Source organism: Anaerohalosphaera lusitana, from assembly GCF_002007645.1.
Taxonomy (GTDB): domain Bacteria; phylum Planctomycetota; class Phycisphaerae; order Sedimentisphaerales; family Anaerohalosphaeraceae; genus Anaerohalosphaera; species Anaerohalosphaera lusitana.
This window is the reverse complement of the sequence record NZ_CP019791.1, coordinates 532,871-557,981: the sequence shown is the minus strand read 5'-3', so window position 1 is coordinate 557,981 and position 25,111 is coordinate 532,871. Positions and strand designations below refer to the sequence as shown.

Genomic DNA, 25,111 nt, shown 5'->3' with positions numbered 1-25,111 from the left:
GGGATATCTCCTTTGCGTTGTAGTTTATGCCATGCTTTCGAAAATGTCGAGACCGTCCATTTCATGCAGACTCTTTCCGGCCGGCACCATAGGCCAGACGTTTTCTTCCGGCTCGACACGGAAGTCCACAACGCAAGGTTTTGTTTCTTTGAGCATCTGTTCGATCGCGCCCGGTACGGCCGATTTGTCTTCGACAGTTATGCCCGCCGCTCCGAAAGCCTGTGCGAGCTTCGCAAAGTTCGGATTCGTCAGATAGCTGCAGGAATAACGCTTATTGTAGAACAGTTCCTGCCACTGGCGAACCATGCCCATGTAACCGTTGTTGAGCAGTACGACCTTGACCGGCAGCTCGTACTGAACCGCGGTCGCCAGTTCCTGCAAGGTCATGTTAAACGAGCTGTCACCGTCGATGTCGATGACCAGTTTGCCTGGCCGTGCGACCTGTGCGCCGATAGCCGCGGGCAGACCAAAGCCCATAGTGCCGAGTCCCCCGGACGTGATGAGCTGGCGGGGTCGCGAGTACTTGTAGAACTGAGCGGCCCACATCTGGTGCTGACCAACGCCGGTTACGATGGTGGCTTCACTGTCCTTCGTCTGGTTGTAAAGCTCTTCAATCACGTATTGCGGCTTGATCGTGTCCGCATTACGGTCATAGAAAAGCGGGAACTTTTCCTTCCATTCAGCGATCTTGTCGAACCACTCTTTGCGTTCGCGGTATTCGACCTGGCGGGCGAGTTCGCTAAGCGTCTGCTTGGCGTCGCCTACAACGGGGATGTCGACGCGAACATTCTTGGAGATGCTCGACGGGTCAATATCGATATGTATGGTTGTCGCATTCGTGGCAAAAGTTTTGAGCTTGCCTGTTACCCGGTCCTCGAAGCGTGCACCGACCGCGATGAGCAGATCGGCATCCTGAACCGCATAATTCGCATAAGCAGCACCGTGCATGCCGAGCATGTCGAGCGAGCCTTCTTTCGTCTGATCCCATGCTCCCAGCCCGAGCAGCGTCGTCGTTACCGGGATGTGTGCCTTTTCAGCCAGCATTCGCAGCTCGTCGAACGCGCCCGACGCGATGACTCCGCCGCCAACGTAGAGTACGGGCCTCAGAGAATTGTTGATAGCGTTCGCAGCGGTCGTTACCTGTCGCGAGTGGCCGCGATGGCGGATCTTATAGCCCGGCAGCTTGATCTTTTCCGGCGGCGTAACTTCCGCTTCGCCCATCGCAACGTCAACCGGTATGTCGATCAGAACAGGGCCCGGCCGGCCGGTAGTGGCGATATGGAACGCCTCGCGAAGTGTCTGGGCGACGTCCTTTGTGTCCTTTAATATGACGTTATGTTTTGTGATCGGCCTGGTGATGCCGGTGATGTCGGCTTCCTGGAACGCGTCGTTGCCGATCAGATCGGTTCGAACCTGGCCCGTCAGGGCGATAAGCGGTACCGAGTCCATCATCGCGGTCGCCAAACCCGTAATAAGGTTTGTCGCACCTGGGCCCGAAGTTGCAATTATGACTCCGGGTTTGCCCGTTGCGCGGGCATAAGCGTCAGCCATGTGACAGCCGCCCTGCTCGTGTCGCGGGATGACGAAGTTGATCGGCGAATCGTAGATCTTGTCGAAGATCGGCAGGACCACGCCGCCGAGGTACCCGAACATCGTGTCAACACCCTGCTCGATGAGCGTGTCGACTATGATCTGGGATCCGGGTTTACGGATGGGTTTGGGCGCGGACGCACCCGGAGATGGGTTGTTAGACATTTTTCTTTCTCCTAATGCTATAAAACAGCTATGTTATTCCGGTCATGCTGGCTTGTCCGGGCTATTCCCACGTTTTTATCGGGCCGGACCGTCCGGATCGACAAAGCAGTGGGGGTAATAAACCCGCCAGAATGCCGTAACGACAAACTTTTCAGGCATCTTCATTGTGGTGTATGATCATGCTGTAAATGTCGTATAAGTGCCTAATGATAGCTTGTTCGTGTTGCTTTGTCAATGATTCGGCCATTATATTGCTCTCGCTGAAGAAAAAAGAGAATAATATTTCGGTTTTTAGCTATGTCGCGTCTTTTTGTACCAGGCCTTCACACCACCTTTGGCGCAGCTCGCATTTTTACCGCTTCGGGTTGGATTCAGAGGATTTATCTATATGATTGGTAAGAAAAGTTTTGCGGATACACCAAATAAGGGTATTGTGTGAACACCGGATGGGGGTATAATGTAGTGTTTACGATATGATGTTACGAATTTTATTGAGGGAGCTATCTCATGTGCGATAATTGTGGATGCGGAGAGAAAAGTTTTGACGCAAAGGTAAGCGAAGTGATCGAGCAGGTCAGGCCCATGTTGCAGAACGACGGCGGGGACATCGAGCTGGTTGGCATTGACGAAGACAACACCGTAAAAGTACGGCTGCAGGGCGCCTGCCGCGGTTGCCCAGGTGCCGCAATGACCCTGAAAATGGGCGTAGAACGCCTCCTCAAAGAACGCGTACCCGAGGTGAAAGAAGTAGTAGCCGTACAATAACCTACGGCCTGACATAGACTTACATAAATAACAAAGCGGCGGTTTTTTTTGAAATCGCCGCTTTTTTTGTTGCGCCAGGGCAGACTGCTGACATAAATGATTGGAATTTTTATGAATTTTCTTTATAGTGATTAGCATGTTGCAGGCATTTATACGGAACATCTGGTTTTTGGGCTGAGGACAGATATGAAGCTATTTGCCGGTATGTCGAAACAACGGCGAAAAGACATTTGGGAGTTGATGGTGTTTGTGGTGCTTGGGTTTGGGCTGCCGGTTATGAACTGGGTGTTTATGTATCTTGCCGGGTGTGAGCTAAGTCAAGAATACTTCATGTGGGCGGGGTCTGTTTTGGTGGGCCTGTTGATTTTGCCTATTGTAGGCTTGCATTTTTTTATCACTCAAATGGCCAGGGCAATTAGGAAGGCATTTAAAAAAGATTGGCAAGCGGCGGGTTCGGCTTGCGGATTTGTGATTCTAGGGATAATTGCGGCTGGTGCGTGGCTTGTGTTTCCGCCCGGAGTAACGCCTCTGATTGGCGGGCTGGAGAGAGCAGCGGAGGAAAAACTGGAGGTTGAAAGCATCTGCGACTGGATGGAAAAGGAGGCTGAGGCACTTGAGGCACGAAGGCATATTGTAAATCAGGGAGAGAGACCAAAATTTATTGGGAAGCTCAACCCGGCGCATGTCTTCCTTGACAAATTCGAGGGAGGCAGCGTGCAAGTAAAGCTTACATGGGGCGGGCCGCTGCTGCACTATGGTTACATCATAGGCGAGAATTTGAGCGAAATTGACGGAGCGAAAGATTACGAACGTTGGGTTGTCGTTAATGATAATGTGATTATCTGGACGGATTGATATGAGCAGGGATATGAAGGTGGCAATTTGGAGCGTGGGTGTGTTTGCATTGCTTATGGGGGTGGTCTGTATCGTGCTTTGGTGGATCTGGCCGCACAGCGGTTATCTAATGGCAAAGAATGTGGCTGAGCTGGACAACTGGTACGGGGGGTTTTTCTATTTTGGCTGGATGTACGTGGTTATGGTCTGGCTCGGCATCGGGCTGATTTTTCTGCTTTTTCAATTGATCATGATGTTTCTCGGCGGCGTTGAGCGGGGCGGCAAGCGTGTTTTGACAGCTTTGAGTGCGCTGCTTGTTGGCGCGGTTATTTTTATCAGTCCGGCTGGCGGATGGTTCTTGCCGGTACGGCATCCGAGCCCAGTGATACGGGGGCTGGTTGACGGGGCGGAGCAGAATTTAGAGGCGGCGGAGCTGGTTGCCTGGATTGATGAAAAACGTAATGAGCTGCCTGCGGAGGAAAAATGGGTGTATCTTGTACAGCAGGAATACTTTGAGCCCGCAGATATGGATCTTAATCAAGCCATATTCATGCAGGCCAAGGATTTAGCATGTTTGCGACTTGAGTGGGGCAATGCGTTCATGGACTGGGGATATATTGTTTCCAATCGTGAAGACAAGTTTATCGTTACAGATGACGATTACATTATGCAGGCGGGTCCCAATGTTGTCGCATGGCGCGAGCTGCGTGGGTCCAGGGTCGAACCTAATCCACAGGGGATCGACGTGGTTGTGCTGGAATGGGATGACAGTGTATGTGATTGGCGAGTCAGGGAAGAGGATTAATGGCGGACGATCCGCTGGCTATTCGGTCCTTGCGGTTTGAGCGTTTTGGTTCGTGTTTTCGTCTGCTGTTAGTCTGAAGATGTTTATGTAATTGTGGGCATCGGTCTTCAGTTGCGTTATGAACTCGTACGAGGCCCGGTCACGCGCAACTTTCAGCGGGGCGATTTTCTGCATGTTCCAGCGCTGATAGTATTTGTCCCCCGGGTACAGGCCCATGCGTGAGTCCCAGGCGACGTAGGTAATACCGCGGCGGAGGGCGTTTTGTGTAAATTCATTGAGGATATCACCTGGGATGCGGCGGGTGGGGACGAAGTCCTGCTCGGAATCGGGAGCGAAGATCGCGAGGAGGTGGGGCATGGTGGTGGCGAGTTTTGCGTTTTGCGGAGCTTTTTCGCGGTACCAGTCGGCAAGGAGCTTGAATTCGTAATCGGTCTTGCCGTCGCCGAGCACAGTGCACAGCGCGATCTGATTGGACACGATGACCACAGCAAGCACCGTCAGGACAGCAACATGCGCAAGGATACGGCAACGGGTAAGAGCAATGCGGGTGATGGCGAGACCGACTGCAACAATAGCAGTGATCGCCGATGTCCAGGCGGATATCGCGGTGAAGCACGGCCAGGACGGAAGACGCCGCAGCAAGGTCAAAGCCCACATTGTGCATACGATCGAGGTGAGTATCAGCAGCGCGACGGGGATGACGGCGGGGATGGTTAAGCGTTGTTTCAGGGTGGTGACGGTGTCGGCGGCGCCTTTGAAGGCGAGCAGGAGGGTGAGCCAGAGGACGGGGACCGCGTAGCGATCGACCGTAAAGCTTCGGCTTGCGTGCAGAAAATAGTACACGATCAGAAACGCGGCAAGCGCGAGTGTCCGCCAGTTCTTACGGTACACGGCAAACGTCAGAGCCCCAAACAGCGAGGTCGCGAGGACAATCTTTGAAACAACAGTAATGCTAGCACAGGCCGGCCCGCTCGTACCCATAAACAGCGGAGCGGCAGCGGTCTGCCAGATGTAGTCGGCAAATGTGGCGAAGCTGGTACCCGCAGCAAGGTAACCGTCAAAGTATGTGTTTTCTGCGAGCGAAGAATTCCCCGGCCGGATGACGAACATCGCCAACAGCCAAACGATCATCGGCAATGAAGCCAGACCCGCGAAAGCGACTGCCCAAAACCGCTCGCGGAGCTGCTTGTTCCGAACGAGATCCACAGCAAGCATTATAAATATCAGCACCGCGGCTTCATAACGAAACATCGATGCTATTGCAGCCGTAAGGTATGTCCATCGCGATGGCTTTAGAATAAGAAAGAACGTCAGCACAAGGAAAAAGACAAGGCTCGTCTCAACGATCGGCTGGGTGAGCATGTAAAGGCTCCAGGGGTTGATTAGCACGAGGATCACCAGCAGCGGCGCAGCACGCCCGATCACCCGCCGACCGACAAGATAGAGCAGCGGTGCGGTCGCGATGTATAGCAGCGTGTTGAGCATCCAGCCCGCAGTGAGCTGCGGATGCGGACCGGGCATAAAGTTCGAAAGCAATATCTGTGCGATACCCAGGCCCGGCGTACGTTTGAAGCTCGGCGCCTCCAATGAAAGGATATTTTCCGCGGTCGAAATAAAAGCCGGAAAGTCGGAATTGGGAACAGGTTGATAGCCGAAGTAGAGAACAGCAAGGGTCGCGGCAAAAACTGTCAGGGACGCAAGCGTGATCTTACCAAAAAGTTCGCGACGGCTGCGCAGATCGGGCGACACCGACAGCGGGCCGGTATTCGCAGGCGCGGACTGCGCGCAATTTCTCCCGAGCTTTTTACGTGAATTTACTCCCATCAAAGCGTCCCTGGCGCTTTTGCACGATAACTTACTTCAATATATCGAGGACGGAAGGTTACCAGAATGACTAAAGCATTTCAAGGAAAAATTAAAATTAATTCTCCGTTTGCTCGTGATAAGCTGTTTCGGTATTTACTGTCCAGAGATCGTTGTCCGCACCGAGGATATTGTCAGCGGCGAGCAGGCCGGTGAGAATTGAGTGGTCCATGTTGTTGTATTTGAACATACCGTTTCGGCCTATGCACTGCAGGTTGGTGATGGGTGTGACGTAGTCTTTTATGGCGGCGAGGTGTTCGCGATAGTTGGCCATGTATACGGGATAGGTCTTGGGAGTGCGGATGACGAATGCATCGAAGACGGTTGTGGGATCGGCAAGTTCGAGCTGGGCGATCTCGTTTTTGCCGAGTTCGACCAGATCTGCGTCGGCTGCGTTCCAAAGCGAGTCGCCTTCTGTGCAGAAGTATTCCAGGCCAAGCGAGGACTGGTCAGAGTCGGGCACCATGTGCGGCGACCAGTTCTTGAAGCACTGTACACGGCCGACCTTTACTTTTGGGGAGTGAATATAGATCCAGGTGTCGGGGAAACTCTCGGGACGGTTCATCATCAAATTGATAGTGAGCAGCGAACGATAGGAGAGCTTTTCGGCGGCCCGGCAAACATGGTCCGGCACGGAATCATCGATGATCTGGACAAGTTCGGTTAGTGGGATGCTGGAGAGGATGTGGTCGGCTGTGAGGGTTTGGGTTGTCCCGTCGGAATCGGTGACTTCGACAGATGCGAGGGTATTGTCGGTTTTGGTTAGTTTCGTAACGCGGGTGTTCATGATCATCTTACCGCCAATTTCGCGTATCTTTTCAGCCATGGTTTCGTACATCTGACCGGGCCCTAGACGGGGGTACTTGAATTCGTCAATGAGGGATTTTATTTTGCCATTGCTGTTGCCAAGCAGTGCTGCACGGACGGCGGAACTGAAGGAAAGGCCCTTGATCCGCTGGGCGGCCCATTCGGCTTCGATCTGATCGCACGGGATATTCCACACTTTTTCTGTGTATGTCTTGAAGAAGGCGCGGTAGAGCTTTCGGCCGAAGCGGTTGGAGACCCACTGCTCGAGATTATCCTCACGGGGGTATGGTTGTATTTTGCTGCCAAGATATGAGAGGAAAAATTCGAAACTCTTTATCGGGCCGAGATTCTTGAATGTGTTGGAAATTTTCAGCGGGTAGTCGAAAAACTTATGATTGTAATAAATCCGGCTGATGCGTGGACGCGTGAGAAACTCGTCCCCGAGAATCTCGTCCCAGAGCTTGTTTACACGGTCCATCTTAGTGAAAAAGCGATGGCCGCCAATGTCAAATCGAAACCCGTTGTGCTCGACGGTTCGGCTGATGCCCCCGACGATGCTGTCTTTTTCAACGATATTTACTGCGACGCCCTTTTTTGCGAGTTCATAGCCGGCTGATAGCCCCGCTGGACCTGCACCGAGGATGACGACTGAAATTTGAGACATGGTGGGGCTCCCATTATTGCGCGAGGTGTTCGGCTATCGTGGATTTGTTCGGTTTTTCAATTATGCCTTTTTCTGTGATCATAGCGGTAATATACTTTGCTGGAGTCAGATCGAAAGCCGGATTATATGCACAGATTGTAGCCGGCGAGACAGCGCGGTCAAGTATACATTTTACTTCGGCCGGATCGCGCTGCTCGATCACTATTTTTTCGCCCATAGGGGTGTCAATATCAAAGGTGCTGGACGGAGCGGCAATGTAGAATGGTATGCCGAAGTGGTACGCAAGCAGGGCTAGATTGAGGGTGCCTATCTTGTTTGCGGTGTCGCCGTTGGCTGCGATGCGGTCTGCGCCGGTAATCACAGCGGTTATTTTGCCCTCGGCCATCAGCGAGGCAGCCATATTATCGCAGATCAGCGTTACGGGGATATTCTGCTGATTCAGCTCCCATGCCGTCAACCGTGCGCCCTGAAGCAGTGGACGGGTTTCGTCAACGTAAACGGTGAATGGTGTGCCTGCTGCGTGCGCTTCGTAAAGGGGTGAGAGGGCGGTGCCCTGACCGGCTGTGGCGAGTGCTCCGGCGTTGCAGTGGGTGATGATGGCCGAACCGGGCGTGATCAGCTTTTGACCGTTGAGCCCTATCTCACGGCACATCTTCTGATCCTCGCGACATATTGTGTGGGCCTGGTCGAGGACATCTTCGCGGAAGTCGGTGACCGAGGCGGATGGATTGTCTTCTATGAAAACGCGGGCGCACTTTTGAACCCGCTTCAGTGCCCAGGTCAGATTCACCGCTGTCGGGCGTGACCGCGCAAGTTCGGCCGCTGCACTGTCCAGGTGAGCCAACGCCGCACGCAAACCGACCGACTGGTCAGTATCCTGCAGCGCGAGCCCCAGGCCGTAAGCGGCTGCGACACCGATAGCCGGTGCCCCGCGCACCGCGAGGGTTTTGATGGCTTCGTAGAGCTGAGGTATGGTTTTGATCTGGAGCATTTCGGTAACGGCGGGCAGTTTTCGCTGATCGAGCAGTTCGAGCGTCCCATCAATTCCGCCTTGCCATTCGAGAGTCTTAAAATTCATACCGGTGCACACTCCTTGTCCAAACCGAATATCTCGAAACTTATCAGAGCTTGCCCTCTGCAAGAAGTTTTTCTTCGAGGTATTTCGCAGTGTAGCTGTCTTCAAATTTTGTGAGTTCCTCCGGTGAACCCGAAGCGATGACCTCACCACCTGCTTCGCCGCCTTCGGGGCCGAGGTCGATGATGTAATCAGCCATCTTAATGACGTCCAGATTATGCTCGATCACGATGACGGTGTTGCCCAGATCGCACAGCCGGCGGAGAACGTTCATCAGGTTATGAATGTCCGCAAAGTGCAGTCCGGTTGTCGGCTCATCGAGCAGATAAAGCGTATGACCCGTGCCCGGTCGACCGAGTTCGGACGCCAGTTTCACGCGCTGAGCCTCACCGCCCGACATGGTCGTCGAAGGCTGACCCAGCGTCATATACCCCAGCCCGACATCGCACAGCGCCTTGAGCAGACGCGTGACCTTGGGGAAGTTTTCGAAGAAGTGTTTGGCTTCGTCGATGCGCATCTCCAGCACGTCGGCAATGTTCTTGCCCTTGTACGTGACCTGCAGTGTCTCGGGATTGTATCGCGTCCCTTTGCACTGCTGACACGTAACGTAAACATCTGGCAGAAAATGCATCTCGATCTTTTTCGTGCCCTGACCCTGGCAGTGTTCGCATCGACCGCCTTTGACATTGAAACTGAATCGGCCCGGCTTGTAGCCCCGTATCTTCGCTTCACGCGTCTTCGCGAAGAGCTGGCGTATCAGATCGAACACACCCGTGTAAGTCGCGGGGTTGGATCGCGGCGTCCTGCCGATCGGCGACTGGTCGATCTCGATGACCTTATCGATATGCGACGTGCCGAGAATACGTTTGTGCGCACCGGGCTTGTCATGCGATCCATGCAGCCGCCGCTTGAGACCCTTAAGCAGGATCTCCGTGACCAGCGTTGATTTACCCGAACCGGATACGCCCGTAACACATGTAAGGACACTGACTGGAAACTTGACGTCGATGTTCTTCAGATTGTTCTCGGACGCCTTTTTAACTTCGAGCGCATTTCGAAGGCTGTACTTGCGCCGCTGTTCGGGTATCTCGATACGGCTCTTGCCCGAGAGATATCGACCCGTAAGCGAGCGGGAGCATGCCTTCACTTCCTCGAGTGTACCTGCCACGACCAGTTCTCCGCCATGCGCCCCAGCCGCCGGACCGATGTCGATTATATGGTCGGCCGCTTCAATAATTTCGTCATCGTGTTCAACTACCAGCACGGTGTTCCCAATGTCCCGAAGCTTCTGCAAAATCGCCAGCAGCCGGTCATTGTCTCGGCGGTGCAGACCGATCGTCGGTTCGTCCAGTACATAGCAGCAACCCACCAGACCCGAGCCGACCTGCGTCGCCAGGCGTATACGCTGTGCCTCCCCGCCTGACAATGTCCTGCTCGCCCGGTCGAGCGTTAGATACCCCAGACCCACACCCAGCATAAAGCCCAGGCGAGCCCGGATCTCTTTCAACGGCTGAGCGGCTATCATCTCCTGCTCAGCATCCAGTTCGAGCCCGTCAAAGAACTCCGCACCGTCTTCGATCGTCATGCTCGTCACTTCGCGGATGCTTTTGCCCGCGATGGTAACAGCGATCGCCTCCGGCCGCAGACGCGCACCGTTGCAGGACTGGCACGGCTGTTCACTGAGATACGTATGCAGCCGCGCCTTGACATATTCGCTGGTTGTGTTTTCCCACCGCCTTGTCAAATTCGGTATCACACCTTCGAACGAATAGCCGTACTTGCGTTCGTCAGCCGCCGTCGTACCGTTGAGCAGTATCTTCTGAATACGCGCGGGAATCTCTTCGTACGGCTCGGATTTATCGATATCGAAATTACGGCAGAAGCGGTTGATCAGGCGGTTGTAATAGATGTTCATTCGCTTGCCGCCTTTTCGCCAGGCATCGATAGCGCCATGCTCCAGCGCAACACTTTTGTCCGGTACGATCAGGTCCGGGTCGAACTCCAGCACCGTGCCCAACCCGTCGCAGTCAGGGCACGCTCCGTACGGGCTGTTGAAGCTGAACAGACGCGGCGACAGCTCCGCAAGCGATGCCTCGGGATGATCGTTGCACGCGAATTTTTCGGAATATGTGATATCCTGCCAATCGCCCGAGCCGCCGTTGGATTTGTTTTCAGCCGGTTCCTGTACCATCGCGATAACCACTCCGTCCCCCATCTTGAGAGCAGTTTCGATAGAGTCCGCCAGCCGGACACGAATCCCGTCTTTGATAATGATTCGGTCGACCACCGCGGCGATATCGTGCTTCTTTGTCTTTGCGAGCTTGGGCGTATCCTTGATATCGTAGATATGGCCGTCCACTCGCACACGCACGAACCCCTCTCGCTGGATGCGCGTAAACACGTCTTTATGTTCACCCTTTTGGCCTCGAATGATAGGGGCGCAGACTTGCACCTTAGTACGTTCGGGGTGTTCGAGTATTGAGTCCACGATCTGAGTTGAGTGCTGCGAGGTGATCGGCTTGCCGCAGATCCAGCAGTGTGGCTGGCCTATCCGGGCATACAGCAGTCGGCAGTAGTCATATATCTCGGTCGTCGTAGCAACCGTCGAACGGGGATTCGAGCTTGCCGATCGCTGTTCGATCGCGATTGTCGGCGGCAGTCCCTCGATCTGCTCCACGTGCGGCTTCTGCATCTGTTCGAGGAACTGACGGGCATAAGCTGACAGCGACTCGACATATTTCCGCTGACCCTCCGCATAAATGGTGTCGAACGCCAGTGAACTTTTACCCGATCCGCTGATGCCGGTCACCACGACGAGTTTATCACGCGGTATGGTTATGTCGATGTTCTTGAGATTGTGCTCGCTGGCTCTTGTTATAGTGATCGCTTTTTCCACGGTTATATGCACCTTTTACTTATAAATGCCCCTCTGAATCGATATTTACAACACTTTTTCAACGCATAGGGCCAAGGTTTTGTTCATCCAAAAGCGGGCCTGTGCCGGGCCGATTCGAAAGCTGATAGCTGTTGTGCTCCAGCGCCCGATGGCTGCAAGCTAATTGAGTATTGTAACATACGGAGCAGGCAATTTACAGAGTGTTTTTGGCGATCAGAGCCAGGTCAGGTAATGGCCGGAATGGAAAGACAGGGAAAGTTATGTTAAAATGCGAAAAAATGCACTAATTCAGGGCAATTTGTGTCATATCTTTATAGCCTGAGGTGTATCCGGGCCGGGTTAGCGGGAAGGTTGCTGGGCATGGGATCTCGCGGTGTTCATCGTCTCAAGCGGATCTGGTCAATAGCGATTTTTCAAATACTGGTTCTATTTTGAAGGGCTTAATAATGTTGAACAGGCGTTCGTTTCTCAAGAAAGCAGGTTTTGCGGCAGTTCTGGCGAGCAGCGGGGTTCGAAGTCAGGTTTTAGGGGCCGACGAAAAGTCTAAGAATAGGAAGCCGAACGTTGTGTTCATCCTGATAGACGATATGGGGTGGCGTGATGTCGGCTTTATGGGCAGCAAATACTACGAAACGCCTAACATCGACAGACTTGCGAGCGAGGGGATGGTGTTCACGGATGCCTATGCTAACGCTCCAAATTGCGCACCGAGCAGGGCGTGCCTCATGTCCGGACAGTACTCCCCAAGACACGGCGTTTATACGGTGGCGCCGTCTGCAAGGGGCAAGTCGATCTACAGAAAGATCGTCCCAACCCCAACAAAACGTGTACTCGACCCGGCAATACCTACGCTAGCCGAGGCACTAAAGCCCGCCGGATATGTCTCCGCCAGCATGGGCAAGTGGCATCTCGGCAATGACCCCCAGGCCGGCCCCGTGGCACAGGGCTTCGATCTGAACGTGGGCGGTTTTCAGGCCGGCCATCCCAAGAGCTATTTCAGCCCATACCGCAATCCCGAGCTGGAGGACGGCCCCAGGGGCGAGTATCTGACGGATCGCCTGACGGATGAGGCACTGAAGTTTATCGAGACGAACAAGGACAGGCCGTTCTTCCTGTACCTGCCGCACTATGCCGTGCATACCCCGCTGCAGGCCAAAAAACAGATGATCGAGAAGTATAAAAATAAAGAGCCTGACGGCGGACAGAACAATTCGACATATGCAGCGATGGTGGAGAGTACCGACAAGGGTGTCGGCCGAATTATGGATAAGCTGGCTGAGCTGGGGATCGAGGACGAAACAATCGTGGTCTTCTTCTCGGACAACGGCGGTCACGGCGGGGTTACGGACAATTCGCCGTTGCGGGGGTCGAAGGGAATGCTTTACGAAGGCGGAATACGCGAACCGCTGATAGTGAAATGGCCGGGGAAGGTCAAGGCGGGAAGTAATTGCGATGTACCGGTGATCGGTACGGACTTTTATCCAACGCTGCTGGAGGCATGCGGAGCGAAGAAGCCGGCTGGCCATGTTCTGGATGGCGAAAGCATCGTCAAACTGCTCGAAGGCGGCAAAATGCTGGAACGCAAGGCCGTATTCTGGCATTTCCCGGCATACCTGGGAGGATACAAGCCTTCCCAGGGAGTCTGGCGGACCGTTCCGGGCGGTGCTGTACGTGTGGGTGACTGGAAACTGATAGAATTCTTTGATGACGGGCATGTTGAGCTGTATAATCTTAAGGAAGATATCGGTGAGACGAACGACCTTGCCAGGAAGATGCCGGAGAAGGCGAAGGAACTGCACGGCATTTTGAAGAAATGGCAGGCCGAGGTCGACGCGCCGATACCAACCGAGAAGAACCCGCGATTCGACAAAGAAAAGTTTGATCACAAGGACAATCAGCTCAAGGCGCGGGCTAAACAGCGTTAATAATGTTTGTGGAGAGTTCAAAATGGGATTCAGCAGAAGGGATTTTCTAAAGGCTGTCGGCGTTGGCGCCGCGGGTGTCATAACAGGCGGACTTTCAGGCTGCATGGCCGAGACCGCGAAGATCGGCGGCAAAGGCGGACGCAAGCCGAACATCATATACATCCTCGCCGACGATCTCGGCATCGGCGACCTGGGTTGCTACGGACAGGAAAAAATAAAGACGCCCAACATCGACCGGCTCGCTGCCGAGGGCATGAAGTTCACCGACCATTATTCCGGTTCGACCGTTTGTGCCCCCTCTCGGTGTTCACTGATGACCGGCAGACATACGGGCCATTGTTACATTCGCGGCAACTGGGAAGTCCAGCCCGAAGGACAGATGCCCCTGCCCGCCGAAAAGGTGACCGTCGCCGAAGTCATGAAACGAGCCGGCTACACGACAGGCGCATTCGGCAAGTGGGGCCTCGGCTATCCCGGCAGCGAAGGCGACCCGATAAACCAGGGCTTCGACGAATTCTTCGGCTACAACTGCCAGCGCGAGGCGCACCACTTTTACCCCGACCACTTGTGGCACAACGACAAAAAAGTGATCCTGGAGGGCAACAAGGGTGACAGCAAACAGCAGTACAGCCACGACCTGATCGCCGAAAAATCCCTCGAATTCGTGAAAGAGCACAAGGACGAACCGTTCTTCATGTTCGTACCGTTTACCATCCCGCATGCCGAGCTTGCGGTGCCCGAGGATTCGCTCGAACAATACGAGGACAAGGGCTGGTCCGAAAAAGTCTACAAAGGCTCAAAGCACGGCTACGGCAGACAGGAACAGCCCCGCGCCGCATATGCCGCGATGGTCACCCGCATGGACAGTGACGTCGGAAGGCTCATGGCCCTGCTCAAAGAGCTTGACATCGATGACGACACCATCGTGATGTTCAGCAGCGACAACGGTGCCCACACCGAGGGCGGCAACGACTGGCGCTTCTTCGACAGCAACGGCCCGTTCCGCGGCATCAAGCGGGACCTCTACGAAGGCGGAATCCGCGTGCCGATGATCGCCCGCTGGCCCGGCAAGATCGAGGCGGGCAGTGTCAGCGATCACATAAGCGCATTCTGGGACATACTGCCGACCTGTGCCCAGCTTGCAGGCGTCGACGCACCTCCTAATATCGACGGTTTAAGCTTCGTGCCCGAGCTCATAGGCAAACCGCAGAAAAAGCACGAATATCTTTACTGGGAGTTCCCCGTCTGGGGCGGTAGACAGGCCGTCCGCATGGGCAAGTGGAAAGCCGTTCGGCTGAACGTCAAGAAAAACCCCGAAGCTCCCATAGAGCTCTACAACCTTAACAAAGACATCGGCGAACAGAACAACGTTGCGGACCAGCACCTCGAAATAGTCGCAAAGATGAAAGAGATCATGGAAAAGGCTCACACGCCTTCAGAGAAATTTAAATTGTTTAAGGGCGAGTGAGATTGATGTTTCATGATTTTGTAAAATTGAATCATTGAATGAGTTGGCCGGCTCAGGTGCTGCGAAAGCGTCGAGCCGGTCTTTATTTATGAAAGGTGATCAAAAATGAACAGGCGAGATTTTCTGAGGACAGCAGGAATTGTAACTGCAGGCCTGACCGTCAATGCGGCAGATGTGAGGGCCGAGAAAAAATCTGCTGCGGAAAACAAGAGCAAAGACCAACGCCCTAACGTTCTGTGGATAGTCTCGGAAGATACCTCGCCGGATTTCGCATGCTATGGCGAAAAGCTTGTCAAAACACCGAACGTGGATAGACTGGCTAGCGAAGGCGCGATGTTCACGAATGCGTTCGCTGCGTGTCCGGTGTGTTCGCCTACTCGGTCAGCATTCAACACGGGCATGTACCAGACCACGATCGGTGCACATCATCATCGCAGCCATCGCCGGGACGGATACAAGCTGCCCGAGCCGGTCAAGCATGTTTCGGACATGTTCCGCGACGCTGGATATTACACGTTCAACAGCAACGGCCTGAACTGGAAAAAGCCGGGCAAGCTGGACTATAACTTCAAGCTTGACGGCAATGCGTTCGACGGAACGGACTGGCGGGATCGCAAAAATGGTCAGCCGTTCTATGGGCAGGTGAACCTGTTTTTGACGCATCGAAAGTTCAAGCGTGACAAGGATCGGCCAATCGATGCGGACGACGTTAAGCTGCCGCCTTATTATCCGGACGATCCGCTGACACGGCGGGACTGGGCGGACTACCTGGAGTCCGTGCAGGTACTGGACGGAATGATCGGCGAGGTTCTCGACCGGCTCGAAGCCGACGGGCTGGCGGACAACACGGTCGTCTTCTATTTCGGCGATCACGGCCGTGCACATCTACGCGCCAAACAGTGGCTCTACGAAGGCGGAATACGAGTTCCCCTCGTCGTTCGTTGGCCTGACAAAATCGCCCCCGGGACCGTGCGGGACGACCTCGTCAGTCAGATAGACTTTGTACCGACATCACTGGCCGCATGCGGCATCGACACACCGGATTATCTGCAAGGTGTCGATTTCCTCGGCAACGGTGAGACCGACCGAGAGTACATATTCGCTGCCCGCGACCGATGCGACGAGACCACCGACCGCATACGGTGCGTCCGAACGAAACGGTTTAAGTACATTCGCAACTTCTACCCCGATCGGCCTTATACACAGATGAACTGCTACAAGATGCAGGCGTATCCTGCGCTTTCACTGCTGCAGTTGTGGAAACAGCAGGGCAAGCTGACCGATGCGCAGAAGCCCTTCATGGCGGACGTTCGGCCAAAAGAAGAACTTTACGACCTCCAAAGCGATCCCTGGGAGATCAACAACCTGGCGGGCGATGCGAAGTATGCCGACAAACTGGCGGAACTGCGGGGTGTGCTGGATAAGTGGATTGAGGAAACGGAAGACAAGGGCCAGACGCCCGAGGATGCCCAGACACGAAAGTACTGGCAAAACTTCTTCGAGAAGCGGTATGCAAAGATCATGAAGAACCGCGGGCTTGGTGAGGACCCGAGCCCTGCCCAGCGCGTCGCCTGGTGGCGGGAGAAGATGCTTTGAGAGTGAAGAATCTGCACGGCTGGGATCTGGACTATAAGCAGGCTCGGGCGCTGCAGGAAGAGCTTGCCGGCAAGTTGCGGTTCACTTCGTTCGATAAAAAGCCCAAACTGGTGGCTGGTCTGGACTGCGCGTTCAGCAAAGACGGCTCGCGTATCGGCGCGGTGATCGTCGTCATGCGCTGGCCGGATTTCGAGATCGTCGAGACAGCCGAAGCCGTGCGTCCCGTGCAGATGCCCTATGTCCCGGGCTACCTCAGCTTTCGCGAAGGCCCCGCGTGCATAGCCGCCGCGATGAAACTTAAACACGTGCCCAGCGTCTTCATCATCGACGGACAAGGCACCGCACATCCCCGCCGCATGGGGCTCGCAAGCCATCTCGGCCTATTCTTCGATCGGCCCACCATCGGCTGCGCCAAGAGCAGACTCACCGGTGAGCATGACGAACCCGGACCGGAAAAAGGTGACTATGCCTGGCTGTGGGATGATAATGAAAAGATCGGCGCAGTACTTCGCACGCGAACACGGGTCAAACCCGTATACGTCTCCCCAGGCCACAAATGCACACGCCAAGACGCGATCCGAATAGTCCTGCAATGCACGACAAAATACAAACTGCCCGAACCCACCCGCATCGCACACCAGCTCGTGACAAAAATGAAACCCCGGATTTGAGGGGTGGTAAGCGTTTGCGTTTTTGTGATGACTGTTTAGTAATGGACGCAGTCACTCGCAGCTTAGATGCTGCTCGCGTTTTTGCCGTTAGGATAATCCGTCGAAAAGAGTAGGGTCCGACTGCAGTTTGGTGGTTTGCTCAGAGGGAATGAAGAGTTTGCGAACATTGGGTCGGGTAAGGATGTGGTACATCCAGAGGACAATTAAGAAGAGGGGAACCATAAAGGCTAGATCATACAACAGAGGAGGGTTTACGATCTCTTTGTTGAAAATTTGCATTTTATCGTTATCACTAATTGCACAGAATACAAGCATGGCCGGGATTCCTATCATGTAGAACCACAGAACAAAAAGTGCAAAGGAACGCCAACCCGAGCTGAGCTTTAATAAACCCAAGCCGGTTAAAAGCGCAAGTATGCCACCAATGTTTAAAATGAATTCATCCTGGAAGAGGCCGATAATCATTTCGAGAATCCCCGAGATGCCTGTCAAGATAAAGAGAGCAGCGACAATTCTTAAGGAGAGCGGAAGCTTTTTATTTTGGGTCATTATGGACTCCTTCTTTTTTCTCCTGATCTCAGGAAAGCCGCAGCTCTTTTGGGAGTCGCGGCTTTTGTTTTTTACTTCTTTCGGGCGGATGTATACGGACCGCCCTGTCATTTGTTTTTTAGTCCCACTTGTGTTGTTTTATTGCGTCGAGGATGCTGTGGGCGCATTCAATTGCAGCGAGGCCCTCTTCGCCTGAGACTTCTGGTGAGGCTGAGTCGTCGGCGATGGCTTTTAGGAACGATTCCTGTTCAACACGGAGGGGTTCGCGGCTGTCGATCTCAAGCTGTTCGATGTGCAGAAGGTCGGGCCAGTTGACGTCGGAAAAGTCGAAGTCGTCGGCCTGATTCTTTTTGATCCATTCGACTACGTCGACGTTGGGGTCGGTCTGGATTACGATGCCTTCCTTCTTGAAGTAGTCGAGGCTGAGGTAGGCCTGGCGCGAAAAGACGCGGACCTTGCGTTCGGTCTTGAGGGCGAGACGCGAGGCGGTGATATTCGCGACGCAGCCGTTCTCGAAGAGCAGGCGTGCGTTGCAGATGTCCTCGTGGTCGGCGATGACGTTTACACCGACGGCCTGGACGGACTTGAGCTTGCTGTTTGCGAGCGAGAGGATGATATCGATGTCGTGGATCATCACGTCTAGCACAACGCCGATGTCGGTGGAGCGGAAGGGATATGGGCTGATGCGGTTTGCCTCGATGAACTTTGCATCGATGTCGAGGCGTTTCATTGCCTGCGCGACGGGGTTGCAGCGTTCGGAGTGGCCTACTGCGACGATGACGTTGTTCTGTTTTGCGAGCTCGACGATCTCGCGGCCTTCTTCGACGCTGGCGGCGAGGGGTTTTTCGATGAGCACGGGGATCTTGTTCTCGAGGTAGAGCTTTGCAAGGTCGCGGTGGTAGATCGTGGGCGCAGAGATGGTGACCGCGTCGACTTTGCCGATGATGGCTGCGGGGTCGGTAAAGGCCGGGCAGCCGTACTGAGCGGCGAGTTTGTCGGCGCGTTCCTTGTCGGTGTCGACGACGGCGACGAGTTCTGCGTTGTCGAGATTATCGTAGACCTTTGCGTGAATGCCGCCCATTTTGCCGGCGCCTACCACGGCTGTACGGAGTTTAGTCATTTTTGATCCTTGTACGAAATTAGCCTCTGAACGATTCGAGATAGCGGCCGAAGCGGTGCTCCTGGCTGCGGATAATGAACTCGACCATGTAGCGGACGTTCGGGTCCAGGTCGGATTCCTTGGCGAGTTCTTTTACACGGTCGATGAAGATGCCGTTTGACTTGTAGATCTTCTTGAAGGCGCCCATGATGCTTTCTTTTGTCTGGTCGTCGTAGCCTGCGCGTTTGAGGCCGCGTTTGTTGATGGAGCGGACCTCATTGGGGTAGTGGCCGGAGACGATGACGAAAGGCGGGATGTCGTGGTTGATGCCCGAGAGACCTGCTGCGTAGCACCATTTGCCGAGGGTGACGAACTGGTGTACGGCGACTATGCCGCTGAGCCAGACGCCTGTTTCGACTTTGCAGTGGCCGCTGATCTGCGTGTAGTTGCTGACGACGATCTTGTCTTCGAGGATGCAGTCGTGTCCGATGTGCACGCCGACCATGATGAGGTTGTCGGAGCCGATCTTCGTCAGTTCGCCGGGGTGCATGCTGGGATGGATGGTGACGTTTTCTCGGATAGTGTTGTTGTCACCGATCTCGAGCTGACCTACTTTCTGTTCCTCGGTCCAGCCGAGAAGTTGGGGAGGCCTGCCGACGACACTGTTTGCGAAGAGAGTGTTGCCGGAGCCGAGCTTGACGCTTTTTCCAATGATGACGTTCGCATCCATGACGGTGTTGTCACCGATGACGGCGTCTTTGTCGATGTAGCAGTTGGGGCCGACGGTTACGTTGTCGCCAAGCCTGGCGGAATCTTCTATGACTGCAGTTGGGTGTATGTTATTACCCATAAGACTGAATTGACCTCCGTTTAATGAATCAATGCCATGAAACTGTAGTTATTTCGTTTACGTGAATTACATTATATCTTCGTCGACGAGCATAAACTTGAGCACGGCTTCTGCGACCACTTCGTCGCCGACTTTTGCGACGCAGTCACATTTTGCGCTTCTGCCGCGGACACGGTTTGCCTGTGCACAGAGTATGAGCTGGTCGCCCGGGACTACGGACTTTCGGATCTTGACGGCGTCCATTGTCAGCAGGACGGCGAGTTTACCGGTATGCTCGAGTTTCTGTGCGAACAGCAGGCCGGAGACCTGTGCGAGTGCCTCAACGATGAGTACGCCGGGCATGACGGGTGTTCCGGGGAAATGGCCCTGGAAGAACTGCTCGTTTATGGTTACGTTTTTTATTCCGGTTATTTTGCTGTCGCCTTCGATGTCGATGACTTTGTCGACGAGCAGGAAGGGATAGCGATGCGGAAGGATCCGCTGGATCTTTCGAATATTGAGTACGGCACGTTCGGAAGCTGCGGCCTTTTCGGTTTCGCGTGCGAGTTTTGCGAGCTTTTTGGCGAGCTTCTGGTTTACTGCGTGGCCGGACTTGTATGCTACGATGCGTCCGGAGACCGGTCTGCCCACGAAGGCGAGGTCGCCAATCAGGTCGACGATCTTGTGGCGGACGCATTCGTTTGGATAGCGGTAGTTGTTTTTGATCGGGCCGTCGGAGTTTATCACGAGTATGTCTTTGGGCGTGAGATGCGTTCCGATGCCGTGGGCCTGCATCTGTCTCGCTTCGGCTTCAAGACAGAAGGTGCGGGCGTTGGCGAGTTCGCGTTCGAAGTGGTCGGTGTTGAGATTGCAGCTATAGAGCTGGCGGCCGATGCCGGTGTGCTGTGTATAGTCGAGATCGTATGTGATGCTCAGGCCGGGCTCTTCGGACGGGACGGCGTGGATGGAGGTGTCGCCGTCGATGACGCTGACAGGTTCTTTTATGACGAATTCGCGTGACGGGGCCTCGGGCTGATCCTCTACGCCAACTTTTCGCAGGGTCTTGTAGAATTCATCGCTGCTGCCGTCGAAGCCGGGTAGTTCCACGGAGTCGATCTCGATGGTTATGTTGTCGATGCCCATTGCGTTTATGGCAGCAAGACAGTGTTCGGGGGTCTCGATCGTAGCGGGGCCTTTTTTAAGTGCCGAACGGCGCTGTACCTCGGTGATGTTGGCAGCGGCGACAGGGACCTTAATAGGCTGCTCGAAATCTGTGCGCACGAAGACAATGCCGGTATCGGGTTCGGCGGGCTTGAAGACGAGTTTTACGTCTTTTCCGCTGAAGAGCCCTTTGCCGGAGAGCTTTATTTCGCTTTTAATTGTCTTTTGAGCTTTCAAGCTTATCGACTCGTTTCGCCAGTTTTTTAAACTGCTTGATAATCTCGGGCAGCTTTTTGACGGCCGCTGTCTGTTTCAAGGACGCCCTTGCATCTTCGGCAGGACTGCCGAAATAGCTTTTTCCGCCTTCGAGATCGGATATCGCCATCGTCTTTGCACCTAGCATCGCACCGGGGCCGATCGTGACATTGTCAACAACCCCTGTCTGGCCTCCCAGTACCGCTCCATCACGGATCTTTACGGAACCGGCGATTCCAGTGCAGCCGGCGATGAGGCAGCAGCGTCCAATCTCGCAATTATGGGCAATCTGAACCATATTATCTATTTTCGTACCTGCTCCTACTATGGTATTGCCAAATTTCGCTCTGTCAATACATGTGTTCGAACCGATATCGACGCAGTCTTCGATGACGACCGATCCGTTATGCGGGACGAGGCGGTGCTGTCCATCCAGGAAGTAATAGCCGTAACCGGTGCCACCGATGGTGGAATTGGCCTTTATGGTGCAGTTATCGCCGATTTTGCAGCTGTGATAGATCGTAACACTTGGGCCGAGACGAGAGTTGGAGCCGATGGCTGTACCTTCTTCGATGGTGCAGCCCGGGCCTATGATAGTATTTTCGCCTATGACGACATTTTTGCCGATTACAGCATTTGGGCCTATGGAAACATTGTCGCCCAGTTGAGCGGAATCGTCAATGACCGCTGTTTTGTGGACGCCCGGAGTTACTTCAAGCCTTGGTGCAAAAATGTACAAAGCCTTTATCAGCGCCGCCTGGGGTTCGTCGACGATAAGCTGGGCGGGCGCAGAGGTTTTGAGCTCGGCTGCTGTTATGATTGCAGCAGCTTTGGTACTGAGCGCCTTTTCTGCGAATTTCTCAGCGGTGAGGAAGGTCACGTCAGTAGGGCCTGCAGCATCGAGGGTGTTGACTTTACCTACGTCCAGAGTGCCTTCGCCGATAAGCCTTGCATTGAGCTTTTCGGCCAATTCCGATATCGAGATCGTCGTTGACTGCATGATATGGGTATCCCCGAACTATTTGCCTGCATCGACGATAGCGAGCACCTGGTCGGTTATATCGAGGTGGTCGCTGTTGTAAAGCACCTTGGTTGTTTTGATGGTCAGCATGAGTTCGCGTGCACTTGGTGCGGGCAGATCCACATCTTCACGAGCAAGTACAATATCGAGATTGTTGTTTTCAGCGGCCTGCTGCACGGCTTCTAGGATCTCCTGGTAGAACTCTTCGGCCCATTCTTTTTGCATGTTGCCGAACTCTTCCTGGTAATAATTGTCTTTTGCCTTGAGGATGGCCTGCTTCTCGGCGAACTGGCGTTTCTTTTCGGCATAGTCTTCGGTGCCGGGCTTGAGAGCCAGTGTCTGCTGTTTGAGTGATTCAGCTTCGGCCTGGAGGCGTTTGAGTTCTTCGGTGACCTCTTTGGACTGCTGATTTATCTTCTGTTCCCACTGTTCGTTGCTCTTGCTTTCGTCGAGAACCGTTCTGACGCTGACGATGCCGATTTTTGCAGGTTCAAATTTCTTTTTGGCTTCGGCGAATCCGGCCTGGAAACCAGTTACAGTTATGGCGACCGCGGCGATCACTACGAGCGAAACGAGTTTAGTTGATTTCATGGTCTTGCTCCTTCTTGCGGTAAAATTCCATTTTCAATTCGTGCAAAGTGATTTCAAAGCTTTAACTGATCGGGGCCATTATACAGGCTTGGGGTGCAGATTGTACACAGTAATTGGGCCGTTTTTAGAAGAGTGCTCCGACGGAGAAGCTGAAGGCCTGTGTATCGTCGGTTTCGTCTTTTGCCAACGGTGCGGCCAGTTCAAAACGCATCGGGACCGGGCCGAACCACTGTGGAAGCAGGATCTGCAGACCGGTACCGACCGAGGCACGCACGCCTCCGGTTTCGACTGCGCCGGTGTCGACAAAGAATAGCCAGGAGAACACGTCCGAGGTAAGAGGGACCGCGACTTCAGCGGAACCGATAAGGAGCCAGTCACTTCCGATCGGGTCCTCGTATTCGGGGTTCGCTACGTTTGTCTGCAGGCCGCGGGGGCTGACGCCTCGGTATTCGAAACCGCGAAGCGAACCTGTACCGCCTGCGTAGAAACGTTCGAAAGGAGGTGCGTCGCCGACAATGGCGCCGGCCTTGATCTTTGTTTCGAGAACGGTTTTTCTTTCGGCGAGATCCTCGTGGAGAGTCTTGTACCAACGCTGTGTCGCACTTACGATACCGAAGTTGTGGTCACCGCCGACCTGCTCATAGCCTGCGTCGAAGTGGTAACCGCTGGTTGGCAGGAAGCGATTGTCCGTGGTGTCTTTGCGGATGAACGCCTTTACGCCCAGCAGGCCGTTGTCACCCTTGACATCGCGTATCTCTACCGGTGCATCGGGTTCGAGGTCGTCGACGCTGATGTTCTCGACACGGAAAGCTATGCCTCTGCGCCAGTCGTCGGCGTAGCGTTTTTCGAGGCCGATGTAACCCTTAAGGCGGTTTTCGTCATAGGCTTCCTGCACACGGGTAAATCCGCTGGCCGCAAAATCGAGCGCCAGGGGTTTATCGTAAAGGTAAGGTTCCGTGAAGGTCACGGAGAAGGAGCTTTCTTCGGTACCGGGCAGGAAGGAGGCCTTGAAACGCTGACCCGCGCCTTTGAATGCCTGGCCGGTAATAAATTCGCTGAAGCTGTCCGGATAGTCGAACAGGTCAAAATTTCGCTGATCGAGTGTGACCTGACCGATGAGGCCCGTGTTGGACGCTACGCCTGCACCAAACATGATAGAGCCGGTACGGGATTCGACGACATTTACATTAGCGTCGCGATGGTCGGCAGCGTCGCCCGTCGGCTGGATGAAGGTCGATTCTGTCAAGGCGAGCCGTTTGACTGTGTTTTCGAGCTGCCCCTGGCCGTTGCCGCGTGCGGCGTCCGCGTCGTACCATTTGCCTGGTGTGAATTCTTCTTCGTCGAGAATGCGGCGGATCACTTTGCCTTTGACCGCTTCATTGCCTGAGATGTTCACCTTGCCTATGCGGAAACGATCGCCCTCGGTGACCTGGAACTCGACATCGACCGTGCCGCCGTCACCGAATGAACGCTTCTGATCAACGGTTGCGTTGATGAAGCCTATCTCGCGGTAGTGGTACTGTATTTTCCTCGCGTCGAAATCGCTTCGTTCTTCGCTGTATGACTGGCCCGGCATGAGCTTGAGGTTCTCGGTCTGCAGTTCCGCATCGGTGAAGTATTCATTGCCGGTGATGCTGACCTCGCCGACGGTGTATTTGGGGCCTTCGTCTATAGTGAATGTGACGTAGGCTTTTTTTCTGTTCTCGGAAAACTCTACAGACTTGGTGACCTGGACATCGAGGTAGCCGCGGTCCTGATATGCGGCGGTCAGTTTTGCGACGTCTTCTTCTGCAACGTCTTCCTTATAATAGACGGGCCAGAGCATCAGGGCGCGGGTTCTGGTTTTTATGCCCTTGTCCAGCTCTTTGTCCGTCAGTGCTTCGTTGCCCACAAAATTGACTTCTTTGACCTTTACACGGGGTCCCTCTTCGATCTTGTAGAAGACCTGGCCGACTTCGAGTTTCTCACGGTCTACGGTAATCTCGGTGAAGACGTAGCCGCGTTTATGGTAAAGATCCTCGATGGCTTGCCTGCCGTTGTTCACGAGGAAGAGGTCGAGGTAATCGCCCTGCTTGAAGGCGAGCTCGGCGGAGAGACGGTTTTCACTGATCTTGTCGCTGCCGGGGAACTCGAGTGCGCGGACGAGGTTCTTTTCAACTACCACATAGGTTAGTAGCACCTGGCCGTCCTGCGGTGATGCGTTGTAGTAGGAGTATTCGACGCCGTCAACTTCAGCGATACGACGTGCGTCTTCGGCAGCGGTGGAACGATCGAATGTTTCGCCTGCGCGTGCGCGGACTTTTGCAAGAACCTGGGCGCGTGTGAGCGTTACATTGCCCTCGATCTTTATTGCGGCAATCCTTTTGCCCTGCAGATTAACGTCTTCCTGTTCGGCGGCAAATGCGGGATACGCAAAAACCATCATGGCCAAAAGGAGTAGTCCGGCTCTGGTGAAATCCTCTTTCCGAAAAGTCATCGTGGC

General features: G+C 54.2%; 19 protein-coding genes. 7 read left to right on the top strand and 12 right to left on the bottom strand.

Annotated features, from left to right (window positions below):
- Positions 1-24: 24 nt before the first annotated feature.
- Positions 25-1,755, bottom strand: a complete 1,731-nt coding sequence (ilvB, locus tag STSP2_RS02405; protein WP_205847967.1) for a biosynthetic-type acetolactate synthase large subunit — start codon at positions 1,753-1,755, stop codon at positions 25-27.
- A 507-nt stretch (positions 1,756-2,262) separates the two neighbouring features.
- Here ilvB and STSP2_RS02400 point away from each other — a divergent pair.
- The 3 genes from STSP2_RS02400 (at position 2,263) to STSP2_RS02390 (ending at position 4,159) form a co-directional block, all read left to right on the top strand.
- Positions 2,263-2,520 carry a NifU family protein gene (locus STSP2_RS02400; protein WP_146659521.1) on the top strand — a complete coding sequence of 86 codons (258 nt, stop codon included), beginning with the start codon at positions 2,263-2,265 and terminating at the stop codon, positions 2,518-2,520.
- Between the two features lie 186 nt (positions 2,521-2,706).
- Complete coding sequence (locus STSP2_RS02395) at positions 2,707-3,375, top strand: hypothetical protein (RefSeq protein WP_146659519.1); 669 nt, start codon at positions 2,707-2,709, stop codon at positions 3,373-3,375.
- Positions 3,376-3,388: 13 nt separating this feature from the next.
- Positions 3,389-4,159, top strand: coding sequence for a hypothetical protein (locus STSP2_RS02390; protein WP_146659517.1), 771 nt, complete (start codon positions 3,389-3,391; stop codon positions 4,157-4,159).
- An 18-nt stretch (positions 4,160-4,177) separates the two neighbouring features.
- Here the strand turns inward: STSP2_RS02390 and STSP2_RS02385 are convergent, their stop codons facing one another.
- The 4 genes from STSP2_RS02385 to uvrA all read right to left on the bottom strand — a co-directional run bounded on the left by STSP2_RS02385 (position 4,178) and on the right by uvrA (position 11,464).
- Positions 4,178-5,983, bottom strand: coding sequence for a hypothetical protein (locus STSP2_RS02385; RefSeq protein ID WP_146659515.1), 1,806 nt, complete (start codon positions 5,981-5,983; stop codon positions 4,178-4,180).
- A 97-nt stretch (positions 5,984-6,080) separates the two neighbouring features.
- The gene (locus tag STSP2_RS02380; RefSeq protein ID WP_146659513.1) at positions 6,081-7,493 is read right to left on the bottom strand and encodes an NAD(P)/FAD-dependent oxidoreductase; all 1,413 of its coding nucleotides are present in this window, start codon (positions 7,491-7,493) and stop codon (positions 6,081-6,083) included.
- 13 nt (positions 7,494-7,506) lie between these two features.
- Positions 7,507-8,571 carry an S-methyl-5-thioribose-1-phosphate isomerase gene (gene mtnA / locus STSP2_RS02375; RefSeq protein WP_146659511.1) on the bottom strand — a complete coding sequence of 355 codons (1,065 nt, stop codon included), beginning with the start codon at positions 8,569-8,571 and terminating at the stop codon, positions 7,507-7,509.
- A gap of 43 nt (positions 8,572-8,614) precedes the next feature.
- Complete coding sequence (gene uvrA / locus STSP2_RS02370; protein WP_146659510.1) at positions 8,615-11,464, bottom strand: excinuclease ABC subunit UvrA; 2,850 nt, start codon at positions 11,462-11,464, stop codon at positions 8,615-8,617.
- 446 nt (positions 11,465-11,910) lie between these two features.
- Between uvrA and STSP2_RS02365 the strand changes: the two genes are divergently transcribed.
- From STSP2_RS02365 to nfi, 4 genes are all read left to right on the top strand, one after another.
- Positions 11,911-13,389, top strand: coding sequence for a sulfatase (locus STSP2_RS02365; RefSeq protein WP_146659508.1), 1,479 nt, complete (start codon positions 11,911-11,913; stop codon positions 13,387-13,389).
- Between the two features lie 22 nt (positions 13,390-13,411).
- Positions 13,412-14,857 carry a sulfatase-like hydrolase/transferase gene (locus tag STSP2_RS02360; protein WP_146659506.1) on the top strand — a complete coding sequence of 482 codons (1,446 nt, stop codon included), beginning with the start codon at positions 13,412-13,414 and terminating at the stop codon, positions 14,855-14,857.
- Between the two features lie 105 nt (positions 14,858-14,962).
- Positions 14,963-16,453 carry a sulfatase family protein gene (locus tag STSP2_RS02355; RefSeq protein WP_146659504.1) on the top strand — a complete coding sequence of 497 codons (1,491 nt, stop codon included), beginning with the start codon at positions 14,963-14,965 and terminating at the stop codon, positions 16,451-16,453.
- A 2-nt stretch (positions 16,454-16,455) separates the two neighbouring features.
- Positions 16,456-17,124: a deoxyribonuclease V gene (gene nfi / locus STSP2_RS02350; protein WP_146663974.1), complete on the top strand. Its 669-nt coding sequence runs from the start codon at positions 16,456-16,458 to the stop codon at positions 17,122-17,124.
- Positions 17,125-17,211: 87 nt separating this feature from the next.
- Here the strand turns inward: nfi and STSP2_RS02345 are convergent, their stop codons facing one another.
- The 7 genes from STSP2_RS02345 to bamA all read right to left on the bottom strand — a co-directional run bounded on the left by STSP2_RS02345 (position 17,212) and on the right by bamA (position 25,105).
- Positions 17,212-17,673 carry a hypothetical protein gene (locus STSP2_RS02345; protein WP_146659502.1) on the bottom strand — a complete coding sequence of 154 codons (462 nt, stop codon included), beginning with the start codon at positions 17,671-17,673 and terminating at the stop codon, positions 17,212-17,214.
- 118 nt (positions 17,674-17,791) lie between these two features.
- A complete protein-coding gene (locus tag STSP2_RS02340) occupies positions 17,792-18,793 on the bottom strand; it encodes a Gfo/Idh/MocA family oxidoreductase (RefSeq protein ID WP_146659501.1) in 1,002 nt (333 codons plus the stop codon).
- A gap of 19 nt (positions 18,794-18,812) precedes the next feature.
- The gene (lpxA, locus tag STSP2_RS02335; protein ID WP_146659499.1) at positions 18,813-19,622 is read right to left on the bottom strand and encodes an acyl-ACP--UDP-N-acetylglucosamine O-acyltransferase; all 810 of its coding nucleotides are present in this window, start codon (positions 19,620-19,622) and stop codon (positions 18,813-18,815) included.
- Between the two features lie 66 nt (positions 19,623-19,688).
- On the bottom strand, positions 19,689-20,999 hold the full coding sequence (gene lpxC / locus STSP2_RS02330; RefSeq protein WP_146659497.1) for a UDP-3-O-acyl-N-acetylglucosamine deacetylase: 1,311 nt from the start codon (positions 20,997-20,999) through the stop codon (positions 19,689-19,691).
- Positions 20,977-22,017 (bottom strand): UDP-3-O-(3-hydroxymyristoyl)glucosamine N-acyltransferase, encoded by a 1,041-nt coding sequence (lpxD, locus tag STSP2_RS02325; RefSeq protein ID WP_146659495.1) that lies wholly within the window; start codon positions 22,015-22,017, stop codon positions 20,977-20,979. Before lpxD ends, lpxC begins: the two co-directional genes overlap by 23 nt.
- A gap of 18 nt (positions 22,018-22,035) precedes the next feature.
- Positions 22,036-22,629 (bottom strand): OmpH/Skp family outer membrane protein, encoded by a 594-nt coding sequence (locus tag STSP2_RS02320; RefSeq protein ID WP_146659493.1) that lies wholly within the window; start codon positions 22,627-22,629, stop codon positions 22,036-22,038.
- A gap of 124 nt (positions 22,630-22,753) precedes the next feature.
- Positions 22,754-25,105: an outer membrane protein assembly factor BamA gene (gene bamA, locus STSP2_RS02315; RefSeq protein WP_146659491.1), complete on the bottom strand. Its 2,352-nt coding sequence runs from the start codon at positions 25,103-25,105 to the stop codon at positions 22,754-22,756.
- Between the last annotated feature and the right edge of the window lie 6 nt (positions 25,106-25,111).

What these genes read in the sequence shown, in the direction of transcription:
- ilvB (WP_205847967.1), bottom strand. Translation starts at nt 1,755, where the DNA reads ATGTCTAACAACCCATCTCCGGGTGCGTCCGCGCCCAAACCCATCCGT.
- STSP2_RS02400 (WP_146659521.1), top strand. Translation starts at nt 2,263, where the DNA reads ATGTGCGATAATTGTGGATGCGGAGAGAAAAGTTTTGACGCAAAGGTA.
- STSP2_RS02395 (WP_146659519.1), top strand. Translation starts at nt 2,707, where the DNA reads ATGAAGCTATTTGCCGGTATGTCGAAACAACGGCGAAAAGACATTTGG.
- STSP2_RS02390 (WP_146659517.1), top strand. Translation starts at nt 3,389, where the DNA reads ATGAAGGTGGCAATTTGGAGCGTGGGTGTGTTTGCATTGCTTATGGGG.
- STSP2_RS02385 (WP_146659515.1), bottom strand. Translation starts at nt 5,983, where the DNA reads ATGGGAGTAAATTCACGTAAAAAGCTCGGGAGAAATTGCGCGCAGTCC.
- STSP2_RS02380 (WP_146659513.1), bottom strand. Translation starts at nt 7,493, where the DNA reads ATGTCTCAAATTTCAGTCGTCATCCTCGGTGCAGGTCCAGCGGGGCTA.
- mtnA (WP_146659511.1), bottom strand. Translation starts at nt 8,571, where the DNA reads ATGAATTTTAAGACTCTCGAATGGCAAGGCGGAATTGATGGGACGCTC.
- STSP2_RS02365 (WP_146659508.1), top strand. Translation starts at nt 11,911, where the DNA reads ATGTTGAACAGGCGTTCGTTTCTCAAGAAAGCAGGTTTTGCGGCAGTT.
- STSP2_RS02360 (WP_146659506.1), top strand. Translation starts at nt 13,412, where the DNA reads ATGGGATTCAGCAGAAGGGATTTTCTAAAGGCTGTCGGCGTTGGCGCC.
- STSP2_RS02355 (WP_146659504.1), top strand. Translation starts at nt 14,963, where the DNA reads ATGAACAGGCGAGATTTTCTGAGGACAGCAGGAATTGTAACTGCAGGC.
- STSP2_RS02345 (WP_146659502.1), bottom strand. Translation starts at nt 17,673, where the DNA reads ATGACCCAAAATAAAAAGCTTCCGCTCTCCTTAAGAATTGTCGCTGCT.
- STSP2_RS02340 (WP_146659501.1), bottom strand. Translation starts at nt 18,793, where the DNA reads ATGACTAAACTCCGTACAGCCGTGGTAGGCGCCGGCAAAATGGGCGGC.
- lpxA (WP_146659499.1), bottom strand. Translation starts at nt 19,622, where the DNA reads ATGGGTAATAACATACACCCAACTGCAGTCATAGAAGATTCCGCCAGG.
- lpxD (WP_146659495.1), bottom strand. Translation starts at nt 22,017, where the DNA reads ATGCAGTCAACGACGATCTCGATATCGGAATTGGCCGAAAAGCTCAAT.
- STSP2_RS02320 (WP_146659493.1), bottom strand. Translation starts at nt 22,629, where the DNA reads ATGAAATCAACTAAACTCGTTTCGCTCGTAGTGATCGCCGCGGTCGCC.
- bamA (WP_146659491.1), bottom strand. Translation starts at nt 25,105, where the DNA reads ATGACTTTTCGGAAAGAGGATTTCACCAGAGCCGGACTACTCCTTTTG.